The organism is Loktanella salsilacus, assembly GCF_900114485.1.
Classification (GTDB): domain Bacteria; phylum Pseudomonadota; class Alphaproteobacteria; order Rhodobacterales; family Rhodobacteraceae; genus Loktanella; species Loktanella salsilacus.
On the sequence record NZ_FOTF01000007.1, the window covers coordinates 145,288 to 167,098 of the forward strand.

The 21,811-nt window shown below is 61.8% G+C and carries 21 protein-coding genes; 12 read left to right on the plus strand and 9 right to left on the minus strand.

Annotated features, from left to right (window positions below; translation table 11 throughout):
* The first annotated feature begins 180 nt into the window (after positions 1 to 180).
* The gene (locus BM131_RS08195) at positions 181 to 1,476 is read left to right on the plus strand and encodes an adenylosuccinate synthase (protein ID WP_090188151.1); all 1,296 of its coding nucleotides are present in this window, start codon (positions 181 to 183) and stop codon (positions 1,474 to 1,476) included.
* Positions 1,473 to 1,709 carry a DUF2842 domain-containing protein gene (locus BM131_RS08200; protein ID WP_090188153.1) on the plus strand — a complete coding sequence of 79 codons (237 nt, stop codon included), beginning with the start codon at positions 1,473 to 1,475 and terminating at the stop codon, positions 1,707 to 1,709. The genes BM131_RS08195 and BM131_RS08200 overlap by 4 nt, the downstream gene beginning before the upstream one ends.
* Before the next feature lie 76 nt (positions 1,710 to 1,785).
* Here the strand turns inward: BM131_RS08200 and BM131_RS08205 are convergent, their stop codons facing one another.
* Entirely contained in the window at positions 1,786 to 4,011 is a 2,226-nt protein-coding gene (locus tag BM131_RS08205; RefSeq protein WP_175499225.1) for a hypothetical protein, read from the minus strand.
* Between the two features lie 223 nt (positions 4,012 to 4,234).
* Here BM131_RS08205 and BM131_RS08210 point away from each other — a divergent pair, with 223 nt between their 5' ends.
* Complete coding sequence (locus tag BM131_RS08210; RefSeq protein WP_090188158.1) at positions 4,235 to 4,915, plus strand: thiamine diphosphokinase; 681 nt, start codon at positions 4,235 to 4,237, stop codon at positions 4,913 to 4,915.
* On the opposite strand, the gene BM131_RS08215 is transcribed toward BM131_RS08210, so the two are convergent.
* The 4 genes from BM131_RS08215 to BM131_RS08230 are packed head-to-tail and all read right to left on the minus strand — an operon-like array spanning position 4,896 to position 8,603.
* Positions 4,896 to 6,269, minus strand: coding sequence for an L-serine ammonia-lyase (locus BM131_RS08215; RefSeq protein WP_090188161.1), 1,374 nt, complete (start codon positions 6,267 to 6,269; stop codon positions 4,896 to 4,898). The two genes, BM131_RS08210 and BM131_RS08215, sit on opposite strands and share 20 nt — an antisense overlap.
* Positions 6,269 to 6,937, minus strand: coding sequence for a glutathione S-transferase family protein (locus tag BM131_RS08220; protein WP_090188163.1), 669 nt, complete (start codon positions 6,935 to 6,937; stop codon positions 6,269 to 6,271). Before BM131_RS08220 ends, BM131_RS08215 begins: the two co-directional genes overlap by 1 nt.
* Positions 6,938 to 6,987: 50 nt before the next feature.
* Positions 6,988 to 7,506: an isoprenylcysteine carboxyl methyltransferase family protein gene (locus BM131_RS08225; RefSeq protein WP_090188166.1), complete on the minus strand. Its 519-nt coding sequence runs from the start codon at positions 7,504 to 7,506 to the stop codon at positions 6,988 to 6,990.
* Positions 7,503 to 8,603 (minus strand): type III polyketide synthase, encoded by a 1,101-nt coding sequence (locus BM131_RS08230; protein ID WP_245754180.1) that lies wholly within the window; start codon positions 8,601 to 8,603, stop codon positions 7,503 to 7,505. The genes BM131_RS08225 and BM131_RS08230 overlap by 4 nt, the downstream gene beginning before the upstream one ends.
* Before the next feature lie 166 nt (positions 8,604 to 8,769).
* Here BM131_RS08230 and rpiA point away from each other — a divergent pair, with 166 nt between their 5' ends.
* A complete protein-coding gene (gene rpiA / locus BM131_RS08235; RefSeq protein WP_090188168.1) occupies positions 8,770 to 9,558 on the plus strand; it encodes a ribose-5-phosphate isomerase RpiA in 789 nt (262 codons plus the stop codon).
* A gap of 148 nt (positions 9,559 to 9,706) precedes the next feature.
* Here rpiA and BM131_RS08240 read toward each other — a convergent pair whose 3' ends face one another.
* Positions 9,707 to 10,945 carry a saccharopine dehydrogenase family protein gene (locus tag BM131_RS08240; RefSeq protein WP_090188171.1) on the minus strand — a complete coding sequence of 413 codons (1,239 nt, stop codon included), beginning with the start codon at positions 10,943 to 10,945 and terminating at the stop codon, positions 9,707 to 9,709.
* A 38-nt stretch (positions 10,946 to 10,983) separates the two neighbouring features.
* Positions 10,984 to 12,078 (minus strand): carboxynorspermidine decarboxylase, encoded by a 1,095-nt coding sequence (locus BM131_RS08245; protein WP_090188326.1) that lies wholly within the window; start codon positions 12,076 to 12,078, stop codon positions 10,984 to 10,986.
* A 141-nt stretch (positions 12,079 to 12,219) separates the two neighbouring features.
* Here BM131_RS08245 and BM131_RS08250 point away from each other — a divergent pair, with 141 nt between their 5' ends.
* The 6 genes from BM131_RS08250 (at position 12,220) to BM131_RS08275 (ending at position 19,112) form a co-directional block, all read left to right on the plus strand.
* A complete protein-coding gene (locus BM131_RS08250) occupies positions 12,220 to 13,521 on the plus strand; it encodes an Nramp family divalent metal transporter (protein WP_090188173.1) in 1,302 nt (433 codons plus the stop codon).
* 94 nt (positions 13,522 to 13,615) lie between these two features.
* Complete coding sequence (locus BM131_RS08255; RefSeq protein WP_090188176.1) at positions 13,616 to 15,076, plus strand: FAD-dependent oxidoreductase; 1,461 nt, start codon at positions 13,616 to 13,618, stop codon at positions 15,074 to 15,076.
* A gap of 76 nt (positions 15,077 to 15,152) precedes the next feature.
* Complete coding sequence (gene hflK, locus BM131_RS08260; RefSeq protein ID WP_090188178.1) at positions 15,153 to 16,325, plus strand: FtsH protease activity modulator HflK; 1,173 nt, start codon at positions 15,153 to 15,155, stop codon at positions 16,323 to 16,325.
* Positions 16,325 to 17,251 carry a protease modulator HflC gene (gene hflC, locus BM131_RS08265; protein ID WP_090188180.1) on the plus strand — a complete coding sequence of 309 codons (927 nt, stop codon included), beginning with the start codon at positions 16,325 to 16,327 and terminating at the stop codon, positions 17,249 to 17,251. The genes hflK and hflC overlap by 1 nt, the downstream gene beginning before the upstream one ends.
* A gap of 7 nt (positions 17,252 to 17,258) precedes the next feature.
* Positions 17,259 to 17,456, plus strand: a complete 198-nt coding sequence (locus BM131_RS08270; RefSeq protein WP_175499227.1) for a DUF2065 family protein — start codon at positions 17,259 to 17,261, stop codon at positions 17,454 to 17,456.
* 150 nt (positions 17,457 to 17,606) lie between these two features.
* Positions 17,607 to 19,112 carry a Do family serine endopeptidase gene (locus BM131_RS08275; protein ID WP_090188184.1) on the plus strand — a complete coding sequence of 502 codons (1,506 nt, stop codon included), beginning with the start codon at positions 17,607 to 17,609 and terminating at the stop codon, positions 19,110 to 19,112.
* 58 nt (positions 19,113 to 19,170) lie between these two features.
* On the opposite strand, the gene BM131_RS08280 is transcribed toward BM131_RS08275, so the two are convergent.
* Positions 19,171 to 19,677, minus strand: coding sequence for a peptidoglycan-binding domain-containing protein (locus tag BM131_RS08280; protein WP_090188187.1), 507 nt, complete (start codon positions 19,675 to 19,677; stop codon positions 19,171 to 19,173).
* Positions 19,678 to 19,830: 153 nt separating this feature from the next.
* Here BM131_RS08280 and BM131_RS08285 point away from each other — a divergent pair, with 153 nt between their 5' ends.
* Complete coding sequence (locus tag BM131_RS08285; protein WP_090188190.1) at positions 19,831 to 20,154, plus strand: 2Fe-2S iron-sulfur cluster-binding protein; 324 nt, start codon at positions 19,831 to 19,833, stop codon at positions 20,152 to 20,154.
* Positions 20,154 to 20,924 carry an FG-GAP repeat domain-containing protein gene (locus BM131_RS08290; RefSeq protein ID WP_090188193.1) on the plus strand — a complete coding sequence of 257 codons (771 nt, stop codon included), beginning with the start codon at positions 20,154 to 20,156 and terminating at the stop codon, positions 20,922 to 20,924. The genes BM131_RS08285 and BM131_RS08290 overlap by 1 nt, the downstream gene beginning before the upstream one ends.
* A 70-nt stretch (positions 20,925 to 20,994) precedes the next feature.
* Here the strand turns inward: BM131_RS08290 and cobS are convergent, their stop codons facing one another.
* Positions 20,995 to 21,756 (minus strand): adenosylcobinamide-GDP ribazoletransferase, encoded by a 762-nt coding sequence (cobS, locus tag BM131_RS08295; protein WP_342713957.1) that lies wholly within the window; start codon positions 21,754 to 21,756, stop codon positions 20,995 to 20,997.
* Between the last annotated feature and the right edge of the window lie 55 nt (positions 21,757 to 21,811).

Here is a 21,811-nt window from a genome sequence, read left to right on the forward strand (position 1 = left end):
GTAGGACGGGCCTGCGGGTTGTCTGCGGTTCGGCGCTATCTATGCCGTTGGCCCCCATGCCGCAACCCCAAAGGCCGCCGCGCGAAAGGTACATCCGCACGCAGCTTTGCTTTTTCGGTTTCATGCCTGCCCCAAGGCGCATATAGCGGACAGCGGAATTTCCGTAATAGGACAAGTATCATGGCAAACGTTGTCGTCGTTGGCGCCCAGTGGGGCGACGAAGGTAAAGGCAAGATCGTCGATTGGCTGAGCGAGCGCGCCGATGTCGTCGCCCGCTTCCAAGGGGGGCACAACGCGGGCCATACCCTTGTGATCGATGGCAAGGTCTACAAACTGCACGCGCTGCCCAGCGGCGTTGTCCGCGGTGGCAAGCTGAGCGTCATCGGCAACGGTGTCGTGCTTGACCCTTGGCACCTGTTGAAAGAGATCGAGACGATCCGCGCGCAGGGCGTTGATATCAATCCAGAAAATCTGATGATCGCGGAAAATACACCGCTGATTCTGCCGTTCCACGGCGAACTTGATCGCGCCCGCGAAAATCAGGCCAGCGTCGCCAAGATCGGCACCACCGGCCGCGGCATCGGGCCGTGCTATGAAGATAAAGTCGGCCGCCGCGTTGTTCGGGTTGCCGATCTGGCCGATCCGGCCACACTTGAACTGCGCATTGACCGCGCGCTGGTGCACCACGATGCGCTGCGCCGGGGTCTGGGCCTAGAGCCGATCGACCGGGACGAGGTGCTGGCGCAGCTGCGAGAGATCGCGCCTGCGATTCTTGCTTACGCGGCTCCCGTCTGGAAAGTGCTGAACGACAAGCGCAAAGAGGGGAAGCGGATCCTGTTTGAAGGCGCGCAAGGCGCGCTGCTGGACATCGACTTTGGCACCTATCCCTTTGTGACCTCGTCCAACGTGATCGCGGGCCAAGCTGCGACTGGCACGGGCGTCGGACCGGGCGCGATTGATTTCGTGCTGGGCATCGTCAAAGCCTATACCACGCGCGTCGGTGAAGGCCCGTTCCCCACCGAACTGCTGGACGCTGACGGCGAAAAGCTGGGCCAGCGCGGCCATGAATTCGGCACCACCACGGGCCGCAAGCGGCGCTGCGGCTGGTTTGACGCGGCCCTCGTGCGTCAGACCTGCGCGACCTCTGGCGTGTCAGGCATTTCCCTGACCAAGCTGGATGTGCTGGACGGGTTTGAGACGCTGAAAATCTGCACTGGTTATGATCTGGACGGCACCGTGCTGGACTATCTGCCGACCGCCGCAGACCAACAGGCACGTTGCAAGCCGATCTACGAAGAAATGCCCGGCTGGTCCGAATCGACCGAAGGGGCCCGGTCGTGGAACGATCTGCCTGCGCAGGCGATCAAATACGTCCGCCGCATCGAAGAGCTGATCGATTGCCCCGTCGCGCTTGTGTCGACCTCGCCAGAGCGTGAGGACACGATCCTTGTCACCGACCCGTTCGCCGCACGATGAACGGCTGGTTCGCCAATCTAAGCTACAAGGCGCGCAAACGTTGGGCGCTGCTGATTTTGGTGCTGGGTTTGCCGACTTACATGATCGTTGCCGTGACCATCACGTCGACGCTGGACAGGCCATCGTTCCTGCTTGAACTGGCGATCTACGTCGGTCTTGGCATTCTGTGGGCCTATCCGTTCCGCAGCATATTCAAAGGGATAGGTCAGGCCGATCCGGACGAAAAAGACTGATTTCAATCGGTCACTGACATGAAAAAAGGCGGGGGTTTTCACCCCCGCCTTTTTGTTTGTGCATCTGCCGGACAGGTTAGCTGCCGACGGCCATTGCCTCTGGCTTGAACCGGATCCGTTCGGATACGGCAAAGCGGCCGTTGCGGACCCGCTCAATCCGGCCTTGGCGCAGCAAGGTGCCAAAGGACCGCAGACCGTCTTCGCGAGAGAAGTCCTCTGACACAGTCTGGCGCACCTTTTGCATGATATGCGGACGAGAGAAGTCCTCCGAGCCTTCCACAAATGCGGTGTAGGCGGCGGCAGCTTCCAGCAGGTCCTGCAGGCTTGTCGCGCCCATATTCTCTGCAAACTCGGCAAAGTTGCCGGCCTCTTGGGTGGGCGCAGGGGCGGCGGTTGCCACGCGGCGCGGTTGGACCGGGCCGTCGGCCTTGTCCTGCGCCAGTTCCTTTTCCAGATCGACACGCTGGCTTGGCACCAGCTTCAACGGAGCAGGACGGGCGCGTTCGCCGCGATCGGATGTGCCTTCGGCACGCGGGGCACGCCGGGGGCGGACAACCTGATCCAGATCTTCGCGGAACACATCCTCTGCTTCGGCCCGCTTGTCACCGGTTTCACCCAGTTGGCGTGCCGCCTCTGTCGCGGCGACAGCGGCCTTCAGCTGGGCAATCGCATTGCGGCGACGGCTTGCTTCTGGATCGGCCAGCTCCTCGTTCGCTTGCGACATAATCCGCGACATTTCTGCCTCTGACGTGTCGGGCAGCGGGTCGCGGCGCAGCTTGTGTGTCGTTTCTGCGGCTGGGGCGGCTTCCACTTCTGATGCGCGTGCCACTTCTGGCGCGGTATCGGTGTCGGCATCATCCTCATGGCGCAGGGCCGCAAGGGTGCGCTGCAGATCGGCCTCGTCATCGTCGGACAGGGTGCTATCCGCAGCCTGCGTATCGAAATCCGACATATCATCTGCGTCATCAAGCATCATCGTCGATGCCGCATCATCGCGGTCGTCGGACAGCTTAGCCGTGTCATCAACGGCTTCATCCAGATCAGCTACGTCGACCTGCGCTTGCGGCGCGTCTTGTGTCGCAGCCATCATCGCCGCAACCGAGGTTGACGCTGCAGACGCATCGTCGGCCTCTTTCGGCGTAGCCTGTTCTGCGGCTTCCGATTTTTCAGCTGCCAGCTGTGCAATATCCGCAGCGGTCAATGTCGCGACAGCCTCAGTTGCCTCAACCGGGCGCTGGCGACGTGTGACGCGCAGAATGCGGCCACGCGGCGCAGCAGGAGCGGTGGCCGCTTCTGCCTCTTCGGGGGATGCATCTGCTTGCGTCGCACGCAGGCCCGCGCGCTGTAGATTGCGCAGAACGGCACTGATCTGATCGTCAGTCTCGTCCGCCTCGGCGGTGGGTGCCGCGTCTGGCTCAGCTTCGTCTGGCTTAGCTTCTGGCTGGGCGTCTGCCACAGGTGCAGATGCTTCAACTTCCGCCGTATCCGTTTCCGCATCGTCCTGGTCCAAAGACGTCGCCTCGTCGCCGGACATATCAGCGTCGCTGGTGTCATCCGCAACGATATCGTCCGTCTCAGGCTCGGCCTCAGCGACGGCTTCTACCGCAGCTGTTTCGGCCTTTGGCGCAGGCTCTGCCGTTTCGACTGGTGTTTCCAGTTCATCGGGCGCGCCAGCCACCGGGGCCGTCTCTTCCAGATCCTCTACAAAGGCAGAGGGTGCCGTGGCGGGGTTCACGCCGCCGACGACCGCACGGATGCGCTGCAGCTTGGCGGCGACACTTTCCGAATCGGGATGGGCAGGGGGCTCGGTGCGGGGTGCTGCGGGCTGTGCCACAGCCTCGACCGGGGCTGCATCGCGGGCCGCTGCAATTGCTTTTTCACGCATGGTGTCCGTTTCAACCGGACGGCGCGGCGCGGGGGGCATGACGGGCGATTCGTCGCTGTCAGCCGCGTCTTGCGCGGGCACATCGGCTGTGGGCGCATCGACTGCTGCCGGTGCATCCGCAACGCTTGGCGCGGCGACCTCAGCCTGCACAGGTGCAGGTGCAGGTTCCGGCGCTGCCGGGGTTGGTGCAGGTGCAGGCGCGGCAGCTGCCATTGGCGCTGCAACCTGCATCGGCACTGCGGCCGGTTCAGAGGCGCGCAACACAATGCCCGTCTCGCTTGATCGCACATCAACACGGCGCGAAATCTCGCGCTCTGCGATCCGCGTCAGCATTTCTGCATCGGGGGTAGGGGGTTCAGCCCCAAAATAACGGTCCCCTGCGGCCAGATCGCGGAAATATTCTGCAATCGCCTTCATCGTAGAGAAGGAATCTTCAAATCCCTCCAACGTGCACGAAAAGGTGCCATAGGAAACGGTAAGAATCTTGCTCGACTCAACCATGATTTCGCTCGCTTTTTGCCAGTCCTAGTGACAGCCTGTTTACCAGCAATTGGTTCGCAAATCGGAACAGTCCGGCGGTGCTGGCGGGTTGATTTCGTGGCACTTTCAAGGCAGGTCCACAAAAAAGAGACAATACGCCATGTTTGACCCGATTGTTCACATCTCGTCCCCAATCACTTTGCTTGGTGGTGCTGATACAGACAACAGTCAGCTTAACATCTGCCTAAAGGTTGCGCCATCCGTGGTGGCCGCTGACGGCGGGGCCGACCATGCGCTGCGCCATGGGCTGACGCCGATCGCGGTAATTGGCGACATGGATTCGCTGAGCGTTGCGGCCGGCGCGGCCTTTGCCAGTGGGCTGCACCGTGTATCGGAACAGGATAGCACGGATTTCGAAAAATGTCTGACCCGAATCGTGGCGCCGCTGATAATGGCGACGGGATTTTTGGGCGGGCGGCTGGATCATACGCTTGCGGTGCTGGGCACGCTGGCGCGGCTGCGGGCACATCACGTGATTCTTGTGTCGCAGGATGATGTCTGTGTCTTGCTGCCGCAGGGGCGCAGCACGTGGCACCTGTCGCCCGGCCTGCGGGCGGCCGTTCTGCCGCTGGGCCAAGCGCAGGTCAGCAGCCACGGGTTAAGGTGGGATCTGGCGTCCCGCGCAATGGCACCGGACGGTTTGGTCAGCAGTTCTAACGCGGTGGCGCAGCCTGCGGTGACGTTTGATGTGACTGGCCCGGTCCTGCTGACCTTGCCGCTATCCGAATGCGACGCGGTGGTTGCAGGCGTCTTGGCGCAGGTCAGCAGTTCGGCACGTTGACGGCAAGGCCGCCAAGGGCGGTCTCTTTATACTTGTCGCTCATATCCGCACCGGTCTGGCGCATTGTTTCGATTGCGGCATCAAGCGGCACCAGATGAACACCGTCGCCGCGCAGCGCGAGGCTTGCGGCACTGACGGCCTTAATGCAGCCCAGACCGTTGCGTTCGATACAAGGCACCTGCACCAGCCCGCGCACCGGATCGCAGGTCATGCCAAGATGATGTTCCAGCGCGATCTCTGCCGCGTTTTCGATCTGCGCCGGGGTGCCGCCCAGCACAGCGCACAGGCCCGCAGCGGCCATGGCAGCGGCAGAGCCGACCTCTGCCTGACAGCCACATTCCGCGCCGGATATGCTGGCGTTGAACTTGATCAGCCCGCCAATCGCGGCCGCTGTCAGCAGAAAATCAGGCACGCCAGCGGCGCTTGCCCCTGGTACGTGGTCCAGCCAATAGCGGATTGTTGCGGGAATAACCCCCGCCGCGCCATTGGTGGGCGCAGTGACGACGCGGCCGCCAGCGGCGTTTTCCTCGTTCACGGCCATGGCATAGGCGGACATCCAATCGTTGATCGTATGAGGCGCAGGCTGGTTCATCCCGCGCTCTGCCAGCAGGGCCTGATGAATGCCGCGCGCGCGGCGGCGTACTTTCAACCCGCCGGGCAGGATACCATCCGTGGCAAGGCCGCGGTCGATACAATCCGACATGACTGCCCAGATATTCTGAAGGCCAGTGTCTAGGTCAGGGCTGGTGCGGCGGCTGCGTTCATTGTCGCGTTTCAGCTGGGCAATGGATTTGCCGCTGCTTTCGGCCATCTGGACCATCTGCGTGGCGGTGCTGAACGGATAGGGGATGGGCGGGCCACTGTCGGCGTCACGGCCTGCGGCGTGCTCTGCTTCCGTAAGGACGAAACCGCCGCCGATGGAATAGTAAGTCACCTGGGTAACCGTGTCACCTTGGCTATCAAGGCCTTTGAAAATCATGCCATTCGCATGACCGGGCAGGGCGGGGCCGTAGTCAAAGATCAAGTCATCCTTAGGATGGAACCGCAGCACTGGCAGGCCCATGGGTGCGACCTGTGCGGTCTGCTTGACCTGCTCTAACGCGGCCTCTGCGATGTCGGCATCATAGGCATCGGCGCGCATGCCGGTCAGGCCAAGGATCACGGCGCGGTCGGTGGCATGACCCACGCCGGTAAAGGCCAGCGATCCGTGCAGCGACACCCGGACGCCCGCCACGGCAAAGGGCTGCGCGCGCAAATGATCTAGGAACCGCGCGGCGGCGACCATGGGGCCGATGGTATGGGACGACGACGGGCCGACCCCGACCTTGAACATGTCGAAGACGGATACGAACATCAGGTGGGGCTGCCTTCTGGTGGGATAGGGTGGTGCGGCGCGGAAAACGGTGTGGCACCAAGGCCCTCGGCCGCAGCGGCGCGCTTCGTGGCGGGCATTTGCTCGAACACCTGCGCGAATAGATGCAGGCGGGGCCAGTTTCCCAAATCATACCAGCCCGCAGGGCCGCCATAAAGCGCGGGCCAGCGCAGCATCGGCGCAAGATAGCACATCTGCGCCACATGATCGGGGGACCATTCTGCCTCTAGCAAATCAAGATGGCTGGCGAGCCTATGCTTGGCCGCGTGACGCAGGCTGGACGGGGCGGCAGGCAGGTATTGTTCGGGATAGAACAGCGTCCGCAGCGTCGGGTGCAGCGTGTTCGACATCCAAAACAGCCAGCTGAGCGCCGCGCCGCGCCCGGGCGCATCCGGCGCAGGCATCAAAGTGCCGGGCGCGCTGTCAGCGAGCCACAGCAGGATCGCGCCGGTTTCAAAGATCGGACCACTGGGTGTTTCCAGCGCAGGGATCAATCCCGCCGGGTTCAACTGCAGATAAGACGCGCTACGTTGACCCGCAGCGGCGCGGTTGACCAGAGCAGTACGATACGGGCGGTTCGCAAATTCCAAAGCAAGCCGCACACAAAGCGAGGCATTGTCGGGGGCATAATGAAGGCACACAGATTCCATGCGCCAACCCTATCCAAAGCCGCAGCCCGCGTCAGTCCGAAAGCGACGCTTTAACGGCGAGCAGGGCCAGCCGCATGGCGACCGGTGCCGCGCAGCGCGCCGTCTTCGACACCGATGCGGTGGTACAGCATCGCGGCGTTCAGCACGGTAAAGACCAAGGCCACCCATGTCAGACCCAGCACCATTGGGGCTGCGATGATTTCCAGCACGACAAGGGTATAATTGGGATGCGGGATAAACCGGAACGGGCCGCGCACGACAAGCGGCTCGTCCAGCACGATAATCCGCGTGGTCCACCGCGCGCCCAGCGTGCCTAGGATCCAGACGCGAAACACCTGCAACACGGCATAAAACGCCAGCCAGCCCATATGCAGCGGCTGGTTCCAGCCAAAGACCAGCAGCGCCAGTACCCAAGCAGAGTGCAGGGCGACCATGACAGGATAGTGACCTGCACCGACCTCATAGGCCCCGCGGGCCATCAAGCGGGCCGTGTTGCGCCGGGCGATGACAAGCTCGCCCAGCCGCTGCACGACGATGAAGGCGAGGAAGAGGAATGTGCCGGTTGTCATGGCGCGACCGTAAGCGGCATCATGGCTGCGGTAAAGCCCGGCCCCAGCGCGCAAAGCGCCAGCTTGCCTGTCTGCCCAGCGGCCAGCACACGTTTCAGCACGAACAGTGCAGTCGGGGCGGACATATTGCCATAGTCACGCAAGGTCGCGCGTTCCGCGTCCAGCGCGCCTGCGGGCAGGTCCATCGTCGCCTCGATCGCCTCGACCACTTTGGTGCCGCCGGGATGACAAACGAAACGGTCGATCTGGCTTAGGTCCAGCTGCGCCTCTTGCAGCATGGATGCGATGGCGGGGCGGAATTCGTCGGTGACAAATCCGGGGATGGAGCGGTCAAAGATCACGCCAAGCCCGGTTTCATCCACGTCCCAGCCCATGATCGGCAGGGTGTCCGGGAACAGATGCTCGTGCCCCTCATGCAAGGTGACTTCGCCCGCCGCGCCAGAGCCTGCGCCGATCACAGCCGCAGCCGCACCGTCGCCGAACAGCACGGTGGCGATCACGTCGGCCTTTTGCAGACGGTCGGACCGGAAGGACAGGGAACATGCCTCGACCGCGACCATCAGGACGGTGCTGCCCGTGTCTGCAGCGGCCAAGCGCCGGGCGATGGACAAGCCCGACACGCCGCCCGCGCAGCCCAGACCGAACACGGGCACCCGGCGCACATCGCGGCGAAAGCCCATTTCTGCATGGGCCTGCGCCTCTAGCGTGGGGGTCGCGATGCCGGTGGATGAGACTGTGACGATGGTATCGACTTGGTCGGCGCTGATGCCAGCCGCCTGCAGCGCATCGGTAGCGGCGGCGATGAACATCGCCTTGGCTCCGGTCATATAGGCCGCGCCGCGGTCAGCCCAGCCGTGATCCGCGGCGAACCAGTCCAGCGGCATCACACTGTACCGCTTATCAACGCCAGCGTTTTCAAACGCAGGCACCAGCTTTTCAAAAAAGGGATACTTGGGCGCCAGCAGCGCGCGCGCTTGGTCCAGCACGTCGGACTGCGCCAGTTCATGCGCCGGCAGGGCGGTGCCGATCCCTTTGAGGACGGTGGTGTTGCCCACCCCAGTCATTGCGCGGCGGCGGGTCGCGGGCTGTTGCAACATATTCAAAACCTTTCAGACGTTATTTCAGTAACGAAGGCCAAAGCGAAAGAGTTCCGCGCGGGCCGGTTTCTTAATTCGCCATGTGTTTGCGGTAACGGCGCAATTGCCCCTGTCATGCAGGCCCTGCGCCGCCTATAACGCGCCCGTGTTTTAAAGGAGCCACGCCATGCCCGTTGACCTGTCCCCCATCGACAAGGCGAAATACGTCGCCGCAAAACGCGCCTGCGACTATGTCGAATCAGGGATGAAGCTGGGCCTTGGTACCGGGTCCACCGCCGCATGGCTGGTGCGCTGCCTGGGCGAGCTGGTGCGTGACGAGGGCCTGAAGATCAAAGGCGTGCCAACATCCACACGCACCGCGCAACTGGCCCGCGACGTCGGCATCGAGGTGATTTCTCTGGATGAAGCCCGCTGGCTGGATCTGACCATCGACGGCGCGGATGAATATGACGGCGCGCTGAACCTGATCAAAGGTGGCGGCGGGGCGCTGTTGCAGGAAAAGATCGTGGCGACCGCCAGCGATCAGATGATTGTCATCGCTGACGCATCCAAAAAGGTCGAAACGCTGGGGGCTTTCCCGCTGCCAATCGAAGTGATCCCCTTTGGCTGGCAAACATCAAAAGCCTTGGTCGAAGAAGCGCTGGTGGGCATGGACGTCATGGGGGCAACGACGAGCCTGCGCATGAACGGTCAGGCCCCTTTTATCACGGACGAGGGCAACCACATCCTTGATTTGCACCTGAACCGCATCGGCAACGCGCGTCAGTTGAGCCTTGTCCTGAACCAGATCCCGGGCATCGTTGAAAACGGGCTTTTCATCGACATCTGTGACATCGTGATTACCGGGTACGGCGATGGCCGGGTCGAAGTGCATGACATCAACAAAGGCGAAGTTGATGAGACGCGCTACGACTTTCTGGATGACGGCAATATTTTCGCTGATCTGGGCGACTGATCCGGTTTCGCCTGAGCTGCGCTCAGGCGACCGCTTGGGGGCTTTGCCCCCAAACCCCCAAGGTATTTTTAACCGCAAGAAGGGGGAGGGCAGGTCGTGTTTGCCAATTTAGATGTGACGAAGGGGGCGTGATCGCCCCCTTCGCCTTTTAGGCGTTCCAGGGACGGTCGCCGTTTTCGTCCTTTACCCGGGTCGGCAGACCAAGGCGGTCCAGCTGGGTCAGGAACGGGGCGGGCGGCAATTCTTCCATGTTTTTCATCGCGTTCGCATCCCAAGTGCCGTCTGCGACCAGCAAGGCAGCTGCGACGGGCGGCACGCCTGCGGTGTAGGAAATGCCTTGCGATCCGACCTCTGCGTAGGCCTCGGCGTGGTCGGCGACGTTGTATACGAAGACTTCAACCGGCTGGCCGTTTTTGATGCCTTTGACGAAATCACCGATGCAGGTTTTGCCGGTGTAGTTCGGCGCAAGCGACGCGGGGTCGGGCAGGCAGGCTTTGACGACCTTCAGTGGCACGACCTCTAGCCCTTCGGCCGTGGTGACGGGCTGTTCGGACAGCAGTCCAAGGTTTTTCAGCACAGTGAAGACGTTGATGTAATGCGCGCCAAAGCCCATCCAGAACCGCACGTCGGCGTCCGGGTAGTTGGCGGACAGCGAATGCACCTCGTCATGGCCGGACAGATAGGCGCGCTGGGTGCCGACGACGGGCAGGTCCCAGTCGTGACCAACCTCGAACATCTCATTCTCTTGCCACGCGCCGGACTGCCACGAATAAACCGTGCCCGTGAATTCGCGGAAGTTGATTTCCGGATCGAAGTTCGTGGCGAAGTATTTGCCGTGGCTGCCCGCGTTGATGTCGACGATGTCGATGGCTGTCACAGTGTCCATAAACGTGTCGATGGCATAGCGCGCATAGGCGTTCACAACGCCCGGATCAAAGCCCGCGCCAAGGATCGCGGTGATGCCTTTTTCGGCGCAGATTTCGCGTTTTTTCCATTCGTAGTTGCCATACCACGGCGGCGTTTCGCAAATCTTGCCCGGCTCTTCGTGGATCGCGGTGTCGATATAGGCGGCACCCGTGGCGATGCAGGCGTCCAGCACCGACATGTTCACGAAAGGAGAGCCGACGTTGATCACAATCTGGCTGCCGGTGTCCCGGATCAGGGCGGATGTCGCATCAACGTCCAGCGCGTCTAGGGCGTGGCCCTGCAAAACGCCGTCCACCTTCATCGCGGATTTTTCATGGACAGAGGCGATGATCGCATCGCATTTTGACACCGTGCGGCTGGCGATGTGAATGTCGCCCAGCAGATCATTATTCTGCGCGCATTTATGCGCCACAACCTGAGCCACGCCGCCGGCGCCAATAATTAGAACGTTCTTCTTCATCGGTAACATCCCCTGTCGTCTGGGTGGGTGAAGGGCGCTTAGGACAGCGCCGCGGCGAAATCATCGTAAGAAAAGGCGCGGACAAGGCGTTCCGTGCCGTCCAGTTCCTTGATCGCAATGGACGGCATCTGCACGCCGTTGAACCAGTTCTTCTTAACCATCGTATAGCCAGCCGCGTCCTGAATGCTAATGCGGTCGCCGGCAGCCAGCGGGGCGGGGAATTTGAATTCGCCAAAGATATCGCCCGCAAGGCAGGACTTGCCGCAGATCATCCAGTCCTCTGGTCCGGCGTTCGGTGCGATTTTGGCACTTTCGCGATAGATCAGCAGATCAAGCATATGCGCCTCTGTGCTGCTGTCGACGATGGCAAGGTTTTTGCCGTTGTGCAGCGTGTCCAGCACGGAGACTTCGAGCGTGGTGGAGTTGGTGATCACCGCCTCGCCGGGTTCAAGGTAGACCTGCACGCCGTAGGTATCGGCAAAGGCTTTGAGCCGCGCGGCCAGCTTATCCAGCGGGTAACCTTCGCCGGTGAAGTGGATGCCGCCGCCAAGGCTGATCCAGTCCATCTGCGCGATCAGATGGCCAAAGCGATCCTCGATCCCTTGTAGCATCGCGTCAAAGCGGTCGAAGTCGCCGTTTTCGCAGTTGTTATGAAACATAAAGCCGCTGATCTGGTCGATCACCGCTTCAATCGCAGCCGGGTCATGTTCGCCCAAGCGGCTGAACGGGCGCGCCGGGTCGGCCAGGTCAAAGGTCGATGTCGACACGCCGGGATTGACCCGCAGGCCGCGGGTATGGCCGCGCGATACCTCTTCAAAGCGGGACAACTGCCCGATGCTGTTAAAGATCACCTTGTCGGAATTGCGCAGGACATCATCAATCTCGTGATTGGCCCAAGCCACGGAATAGGCGTGGGTTTCGCCGGGGAAATGTTGGCGGCCCAGCTTTACCTCGAACAGGGACGACGACGTGGTACCGTCAAGGTATTCAGAGATCAGATCGAACACCGACCAGGTCGCAAAGCATTTAAGCGCCAGCAGAGCCTTGGCACCGGAATGCTCTGTCAGCCAAGCAATCTTCTGCAGATTCGGCAGCAGGCGGCTTTTGTCGATCAAGTAATAAGGCGTCTGCATTGCGGGGGCCTTTCGCCGGGAACTATGAAACGTTGTCCTATAATCAGATGACAGATCAGAGACAAGCAGGCGGCGCTGGCAGTTTGCAACGGGCGGGTGCATAGATTGCTGCGAATCGTTCGCAAAAGGCAGGCTGCCCATATGTCCACGCCCAGCACATCCCTGACCGATCGCACGTCGCAGCGCATGAATGATGTGTTGGCCGGCCGCATTCGCGGGCCGCGGTCATGGCTGGTCTTTGCCGGGCCTGCTGTCATCGCGTCCGTCGCCTATATGGACCCGGGCAATTACGCGACGAACATTCAGGCGGGGGCGGGCTATGGCTATGCCCTGCTGTGGGTCGTGGTGATGGCGAACCTTGTGGCGATGCTGTTTCAGGCGCTGTCAGCGCGGCTGGGGATTGTGACGGGCAAGAACTTGGCCGAACATTGCCGCGATGGGTTTTCGCGTCCAGTGGTGATTGCGATGTGGATCGTGTCGGAAATCGCCGCCATGGCGACCGATCTGGCGGAGTTTCTGGGCGGCGCCATTGGTCTTGCGCTGCTGTTCAACATGCCGCTGATGGCAGGGATGGGGATCACCGCCATCGTGACCTATGCCTTGCTTCTGGTGGAAAATCGCGGCTTTCGCCCGATGGAGCTGCTGATCGGCACGCTGGTGGGCGTCATCGGGCTTTGCTATCTGGCAGAGCTGTTCATCGCCCCGATTGCATGGGGCGAGGCCGCGCGCGGCGCGATTATTCCGCAGATGCCGGACCTTGCGGCATTGACGATTTCCGTGGGGATCATCGGTGCGACGGTGATGCCCCATGCGATCTATTTGCATTCTGGCCTGACGCAGAACCGTGTGCAGATTAAGAACGACACTGAACGCGCCCGTGTGCTGAAGTTTTCCAACGTCGAAGTCGTCGTGGCGCTTGCCATCGCGGGCATGATCAACATCGCCATGGTGATGATGGCGGCGAGCGCTTTTCACGCTGGCAACCCAGAGGTCGCCGAGATCGAGACCGCCTATCACACCCTGACACCCTTGCTGGGCGGGATGGCGGCGGCGGCATTCCTGATATCGCTGATCGCCAGCGGCGTGTCGTCATCCGTGGTGGGCACCATGGCGGGGCAGATGATCATGCAAGGCTTTATCCGCCTGCGGATCCCGCTGCTGATCCGCCGCGTCGTGACCATGCTGCCCGCGTTTATCGTCGTGGCGATGGGTGTGAACGTGACGACGGCGCTGGTGGCCAGCCAAGTCGTACTGTCCATCGCCCTGCCAATCCCGATGATCGCGCTGGTGATCTTCTCGTCCAAGCGATCGGTGATGGGGGCCTTCACTATCGGTCCAGTATTGAAATCCCTTGCGATCCTTGCCGCTACCGTGGTGCTGACGCTTAATTTTGTGCTGCTGGCCAATGTGGCAGGTCTGCCGATTCCGTTCTTGTCAAACTGATCTGCATTGCGCTCACTTTTCCGGTAGGGGGCGTTGGCCTTTCGGACCGGTTGCGGCTAGGTTGCGACTGAAATTTGCAACGCGGAGCCTGCACATGTCTTTCGATTACGATCTTTTTGTTATTGGTGGTGGCTCTGGCGGTGTGCGTGCGGCCCGTGTGGCAGCGCAGACAGGCGCAAAAGTCGCCCTGGCCGAAGAGTCCCGTATGGGCGGCACCTGCGTTATTCGCGGCTGCGTGCCGAAAAAGCTGATGGTCTACGCATCCACCTATGCTGAAAAAGTCGAAGAGGCGCAGGGTTATGGCTGGGACGCCACCATTGGCGATTTCAACTGGGACAAGTTTCGCGGCAAGCTGCACGCCGAACTGGACCGTCTTGAAGGCGTTTATCGCAAGCTGCTGAACGGTTCTAACGTGGAAATCCACGACTGCCGCGCGACGGTCACGGACGCGCATACGGTCAAACTGGGTGACGGCAACTCTGTCACTGCCAAGCACATCCTGATCGCCACCGGCGGCCACCCTGTGCGCCCCGACATGGAAAACGGCGATCTGGGCCTCGTGTCCAACGACATGTTCCTGCTGGAAAAGCTGCCCGAAACGCTGCTGATCATCGGCGGCGGTTACATCGCCTGTGAATTCGCCTGCATCATGGCGGGCCTTGGCGTGAAGGTGACGATGTATCACCGCGGCGCGCAAATCCTGAAAGGCTTCGACGACGAAGCCCGCGGCCTTTTGGCTGAATCGATGCGCCACCGGGGCATTGATCTGCATACTGGCACCACCATCACAGAGCTTTGCGCTGCCGATCAGGCCCCCAAGGGCCGCGTCCCAGCAGGGTCTGACGCGGCGGCTGGTGGCACGAACCCGCTGGGCGGTAACCCCAAAAGCTTTACCGATGCCCGCGCCGCTGGCCCAATCTGGACCCGTGCGACAAACGGCGACGAAAAGGTATTCGACCACGTGCTGTTCGCCACGGGCCGCGCCCCGAACACCAAGGGGCTGGGGCTGGACGAGGCTGGCGTCGATGTTGGCCGCCAAGGCGAGATCGTCGTGGATGAGTTCAGCCAAACCAATGTGCCGTCGATCTATGCCATCGGCGACGTGACCAACCGCGTGCAGCTGACGCCCGTTGCGATCCGCGAAGGCATGGCCTTTGTCGAAACCGTCTTTAAGGGCAACCCGACGCCCGTCGATCATGAACTGATCGCCAGCGCCGTGTTCACCCAGCCCGAACTGGGCACGATTGGTGAAACCGAAGACGACGCCATCGCCCGCGGCGAAAGCGTCGAGGTTTATTCCACTGCGTTCCGCCCGATGCAGACTGCATTTTTGGATACACCCCAGCGTGTGTTGATGAAGTTGATTGTCAGCACCGAAACCCGCAAGATCTTGGGGTGTCACATCGTCGCGGACCATGCCGGCGAAATGATCCAGATGGTGGCCATCGCAATCAAGATGGGCGCTACAAAAGAAGATTTCGACCGCACCTGCGCCGTCCACCCAACCATGGGCGAAGAGCTGGTCACGATGAAGACACCGGTGCGGACAACTTGAATTATCGGGCCATTGGCCCGATCTAAAGACTGACGGGTCCGAACAGGATCGTAACATCAAGGAAGACTGACACACGATGGCAGGCAATAACGGGGGCCCCTGGGGGGGCGGCGGCGACGATAATCAGGGTAAGAACGACGGCAATGGGTCCAACCCTCCGCCGCGTCCACCACGTCGCACTGGCGAGGGGCCACAAATTCCTGAGATCGACGAGCTGATGAACAAAGGCCGCGAACAGCTGCGGGTCCTGATGGGCGGACGCGGCGGCGGCAACGGCACGGGCGGCGGCGGCACAGGCGGCGGCAATGGTCCGGCACTGACGCGCGGCACCATTGGCCTTGGCGTGCTGGCGGCGGCTGTGCTTTGGGGCATGGCATCCATCTATACCGTCAAGCCAGAAGAACAGTCGGTAGAGCTGCTGCTGGGCGATTACATGTCCACCAACGGCCCCGGCCTGAACTTTGCGCCTTGGCCTATCGTCACGCGTGAAGTCCTGGCGGTCACGTCAGAGCGGTCCATCGACATCGGCACCAGCCGGTCCGGTTTGGACGCGGGCTTGATGCTGACGGGCGACGAAAACATCGTCGACATCGACTTTCAGGTCGTGTGGAACATCCTTGATCCACAGCTTTTCCTGTTCAACCTTGCCGATCCCGAACAGACGATCGAGGCTGTGTCTGAATCCGTGATGCGTGAAATCATCGCGCAAAGCCAGCTGGCGCCGATCCTAAACCGGGATCGCGGTTCGATTGCTGAACGCCTGAAAAGCGAGATTCAAAGCACGCTTGATAGCTATCAGTCCGGCGTGAACATCATCCGTGTCAACTTTGACAAGGCCGATCCGCCAGAGCCCGTCATTGCATCCTTCCGCAAGGTGCAGGACGCTGAGCAGGAACGCGACCGGTTGCAGAACGTCGCTGACGCCTATGCCAACCGGGTCGAGGCCGAGGCACGCGGCCAAGCGGCTCAGACCATCGAGCAAGCTGAAGGGTATCGCGCGCAGACTGTGAACGAAGCCTCTGGTGAGGCGAGCCGTTTCTCGGCCGTTTTGACGGAATACCAAAAAGCCCCAGAGGTGACGCGCAAGCGGCTGTATCTGGAAACCATGGAAAAGGTTCTAGGAGAGTTGGACATCATCCTGCTTGACGAATCCCAAGGCGGGCAGGGCGTCGTGCCATATCTGCCGCTGAACCAACTGGGCGGCGGCTCTAGCCGTCCTCAGACGCAAACGACCGAAGGGACAAACTAATGCGGAAATCTATTTTCCTACTCCCCGTCCTCGTTGTCGTGCTGATTGTGGCCATCTCCTCGGTGTTTATCGTGGACGAGCGTGAAAAAGCGCTGGTGCTCCAATTTGGTCAGATCGTGAAAGTGAAAGAAGAGCCGGGTCTTGCCTTTAAGATCCCGTTTATCCAAAACGTCGTGCGCTATGACGACCGCATCTTGTCCCGTGATCTGGACCCGCTGGAAGTCACGCCATCCGATGACCGCCGCTTGGTCGTCGATGCCTTTGCACGCTACCGCATCGCCGATGTGCGCCAGTTCCGTCAGGCTGTTGGCGCGGGCGGCGAAGAGGTCGCAGCGCGTCGCTTGGACGGCATTCTGCGCGATACCACCCGGAACGTGCTGGGTACGGTTGCGTCGAACGACATCCTGTCCACTGACCGCGCCGCGCTGATGCTGCGCATCCGCAACAACGCGATCACCGAGGCGCGTAGCTTGGGTCTAGAGGTCATCGACGTGCGTCTGAAGCGTACGGACCTGCCGCCAGAAAACCTGAACGCGACCTACGAGCGGATGATTGCGGAACGTGACCGCGAAGCCGCAGACGAAGTCGCACGCGGTAACGAGGCCGCACAGCGGACCCGCGCTGCCGCAGACCGCACCGTGGTCGAGGTCACATCAGAGGCGAACCGTCTGGCCGAGGTCACACGCGGTGAAGCCGACGCCGAGCGTAACGGCATCTTTGCCGAAGCCTTTGGCGCAGACCCAGAGTTCTTTGAATTCTACCGTTCCATGACCGCCTACGAGCGCTTTGCCGCGTCTGGCCGGTCGTCCATGGTGCTGTCCCCGAATTCAGAGTTCTTTAACTATCTGCAATCGGATCAGGGTCAGGCCGCAAACGATAATGCAGCGCGGACCCCAGCGGCACCGGCACCTGCCGCGTCGAACTGACGCGCGCATGATCGCACTGGCATTAACAGGCCTTGGCCTTGTTCTGCTGATCGAGGGGCTGGTGTACGCACTGGCCCCTTCGCTTATCGAAGACATGCTGGCAGCCCTGCGCAGCTTGGGTTTGCCGGAACGCCGCCTTGTCGGGCTGGCGGTGCTGGCGACAGGTGCCGCCTTGTTATGGCTTGCGGCATTGATTGGGACATAAAGTCACGATCCGTTCACCCTTTACATTGAGACTTTGCGCTCTCAGGTTTGCGCCCTAGGTTCAGTGTCAACGCTGCCCTGCGCAACACAACAAGGAGTCCGCCCCGTGAGGTCACAGGCCAAAGTCTTAACACTCGCCGATCCCCGTTACATGTTGTCCGGCCTTGCCCTGACCACCGCCTTGATCCTGTCGCAGTCGCTGCCCGGATTTGCGCAGGTGAACCCCGAAACCACGACTGCTGAAACGACACAGGCCCTGCCGGGCGCCGTTGCTGGCCGGCCGCTGACCTTTGCCGATCTGGCCGCTCAGGTCAGCCCGTCGGTCGTAAATATCACCACCTCCACCACCGTTGCCGAACGCACAATGCCGCAAGGTATCGTGCCCGAAGGGTCCCCGTTCGAGGATTTCTTTAACGATCTGGAAAACGGCCCCGGCGGCCAGCCCCGCAGATCAAGCGCGCTTGGCTCTGGCTTTGTGATTTCGGCGGACGGCTATATCGTCACCAACAACCACGTGATTGAAGGCGCGGACGAGATCGAGATCGAGTTCTTTCCCGGCGATGGCCAGCCTGCTGCGCAACTACCCGCCACGCTGGTCGGCACGGATCCGAACACCGACATCGCCGTGCTAAAGGTTGAATACGACAGTCCGCTGCAGTTCGTGGAATTTGGCGACAGCAATGGCGTCGGGGCCCGCGTTGGCGACTGGGTCATGGCGATGGGCAACCCGCTGGGGCAGGGCTTTTCTGTCTCTGCCGGTATCGTGTCCGCCCGCAACCGCGCGCTGTCCGGCACCTATGACGACTACATCCAGACTGACGCGGCGATCAACCGTGGCAACTCGGGCGGGCCGCTGTTCAACATGGACGGCGAAGTCGTCGGCGTGAACACCGCGATCCTGTCGCCCAATGGCGGGTCCATCGGTATCGGTTTTGCGATGTCGTCGCAGGTCGTGAAAAACGTTGTCGATCAGCTGCAGGAATTCGGCGAAACCCGTCGTGGTTGGCTGGGCGTGCGCATTCAGGACGTCACGCCTGACATGGTCAGTGCCATTGACGGGCTGGACACCGCACGCGGCGCGCTGATCACCGACGTGCCAGCGGGTCCAGCCGAAGACGCCGGTCTGCTGGCCGGTGACGTGATCCTGTCCTATGACGGCACCGACGTCGCTGATACCCGCGAATTGGTGCGCATGGTCGGCAACTCTACCGTGGGCGCGACGATCCCGCTGCAAGTGCTGCGGGGCGGCGAAGAAACCGCAATGGAAGTGACCCTTGGCCGCCGCGAGACGGACGAAGCGACCGCTTTCCCAGCGTCCGAAGAGGCACCTGAACCCGCTGACGCAGGCGCGGAAATGCTGGGCCTGACCTTGTCGCCCGTCACGCCGGAACTTGTCGAAGAGTTCAGCTTGGACGACCGTCCGGGTCTGGTGATCACCGATGTTGATCCCGCGTCGGACGCCGCAGGCAAAGGTCTGACACCGGGCGATCTGATCACGGACGCGGGCCAACAGGCCGTGACGACCGTGGAAGAGCTGCAAGCGCGCATCGATAACGCGGTTGAGGCGGGTCAGACATCCCTGCTTTTGCTGGTCCGCCGCGACGGCAACCCGCGCTTCCTTGCGCTGGCGCTAGAGGATAAAACCGACAGCGAATAAATCTAGCTAAGCCTCAAACGCGCGCCGTCCCCGAAAGGGGGCGGCGTTTTGCGTTTGTTTAGCTGCGGGGGACCGCCAAAATCCCAAGATCGCGGGCGATGTCAGTTGCCAGTAGCGGACTGTCCGTGCCGCTGCGGCGCTGATAGCTTTGCACAGCAAGGCTGGTGGCCGCGTCATATTGCCCCGAAATCGGCCCGTCATAGGCGCGGCGGATCAGCAAGGCGCGCTGCAACGTCGACACAAAAGCCGCCGTGTAAACTGGCGGGCAAACGGTTTCGAACCGGCTGCCTTCGCCGACCTGAACGGTCTGCGGCCGGGTGATCGTGCGAAAGACGGCCGGGTTGATGACAGTGCCCGCAGCGTCGCGCGTCTCGGGCGCGACTTCGATCAATTCGCTAATGATATTGGTCTGCGTCGGCCCTTCGGTGCGGGCAAAGCAGCGACCCTTTGCATCGGTTTCGATATCGCCAAGGGACACGATGATCGGTGCCGTGCCAGTGCCGTTTTGCGGTGGCAGCGGAGTGCAGGCGGACAGCAACAGGGCGAATGGTAAAAAACGGTGCATCGGGACTCCTTCGCAGTCCGTCTTAAAGCGTCGGCGGTGCAGGTCAAACGCCATTGTGGGGCAGGGCGAGGCTGTGTGCATTTGTGACTGGCAGGGCCAGCCCCATTCCCTTAGTTATCGGGGCAAAGCTGATAGGCGCGAAAGGATAAGACGATGGCGAAAATCACCTATGTAGAGCACGGCGGCAAAGAGCACGTCGTCGATGTGGCGAATGGCATGACTGTCATGGAAGGTGCCCGCGACAACGGCATTCCGGGGATCGAGGCCGACTGCGGCGGCGCCTGCGCCTGTTCGACCTGCCACGTCTATGTCGACCCGGCGTGGGCTGACAAGCTAGAGCCCAAGGACGCGATGGAAGAAGACATGCTGGATTTCGCTTACAAGCCGAACCCAGAGCTGTCCCGCCTGACCTGCCAGCTGAAAGTCTCTGACGCTTTGGACGGCCTGCGCGTGCAGATGCCTGAAAAGCAGATCTGATGCGGATCGCGGTCGCCGCAAGTTTGCTTGTCATGCACGCGAGCCTTGCTGCGGCCTGCCAGAACCCACCACCGCCGCCTGCTGCGCTATCGGGCAGCGTGGCGGTGGTACCGGGCGGCGATATCACGCGCGCCTGGTACGACGACCCCACGACAATTTACGATCACGGCATCCTTGGCGACGCGATTGAAGCGGCAACGCTGCGCATTGCAACTGCCGAGGATTGCGACATCCGGATCGCAGCGGGCGCGGGCCATGTGTTCGAGGACACGGCCCCGCGTCTGGCTGATCTAGACGGGGATGGCCAAACCGAAGTCATCGCCGTGCGCACGAGCCTGACGCAGGGCGCGCAATTGGTGATCTATGGGATGCGCAGCGGCGCTTTGGCTTTGCTGGCGCAGACGCCCTATATCGGCCAGACGCACCGATGGCTTTCGCCGATTGGCGCGGGTGATATCGACGGCGATGGCCGGATCGAGGTTGCCTATATCGACCGCCCACATCTGGCGCGGGTGCTGCGGGTCTGGCGCTTTGATGGTGCGGATTTGGCTGAGGCCTACCGCGTGCCAAATCTGACCAACCACCGCATTGGCGAGCGAGAGATCAGCGGCGGGTTTCGCATTTGCGGCGGTGTGACCGAAGCTGTCGTCGCCGCGCCCGACTGGTCGCGCGTTTTGGCGGTGCAGATAGATGCGGGCACGGCATTGGTGCGTGATTTAGGACCGGTTGGGCCGGGTGCGTTTGATCGGGCTTTGGCCTGTAAAGGGTAAGGGTAAGGGTGCGGGGGCGCTGCCCCCCGGCTGCGCCGTCCCCCGAGGTATTTTTGACCAGAAGAAGCGGTTAGGCCAGCGTGGCGAGGGCCATGAGGGCTGTGATTTCGGCGATTTGCTGGGATGCGCCAAGGATATCACCGGTTTGGCCGCCAATTTTGCGCCGGGCGATCAGCGCCCAAGCGGCGGATGTCGCCGTGATCATGATGATCGCGGGCAGGCTCGCCCAGCCAAGGCAAAGCAACGCGGCACCCAGAGCGACGCCTGTTGCGACCAGAAGCGTTGGCAAGGCCGGGCGGCCGACGGCATGGCTCAGTCCATTGCCACGCGCGTGGGGCAGGACGAAGGCCAGTGCGATCATGGGCAGGCGTGATACTGCGCCGATGGCCAGCGCCGCAGGCCAGAGCATCGTGTCCAAAAGCGTGATCCAAAGCATCCACCGCAGCAAGACTGACACGAGCAGTGCCAGCACGCCGTAGGTGCCGATTTGGCTGTCTTTCATGATCGCAAGACGGCGGTCTTTGTCCCAGCCGCCCCAGAGGCCGTCGATGCTGTCGGCCAGCCCGTCTTCGTGCATCGCACCGGTTACGATCATCTGAACCGCGATTAAGAGCAGGGCGCAGACCCCAAGGGGCAGACCGCACCACATTGCCGCTGCCGCTGCCAATGCTGCGATCGCGCCCACCGCGACTCCGGCCAGCGGCCACGCCCAAGCTGCCCGCGCGCCGCGCGCCGTGGCGTTGGCGGTGTTGACGCGCACCGGCAGGCGCGTCAGCAGGCCAAGGGCGGCGGGCAAATCGCCAAGGGTCATCAGTGCGTCAGTACGGGGCAAAGGCGTGTCCATCGAACAGGGTTTTCTTTCGTCCGCTTATGGTTAGACAGGTCGG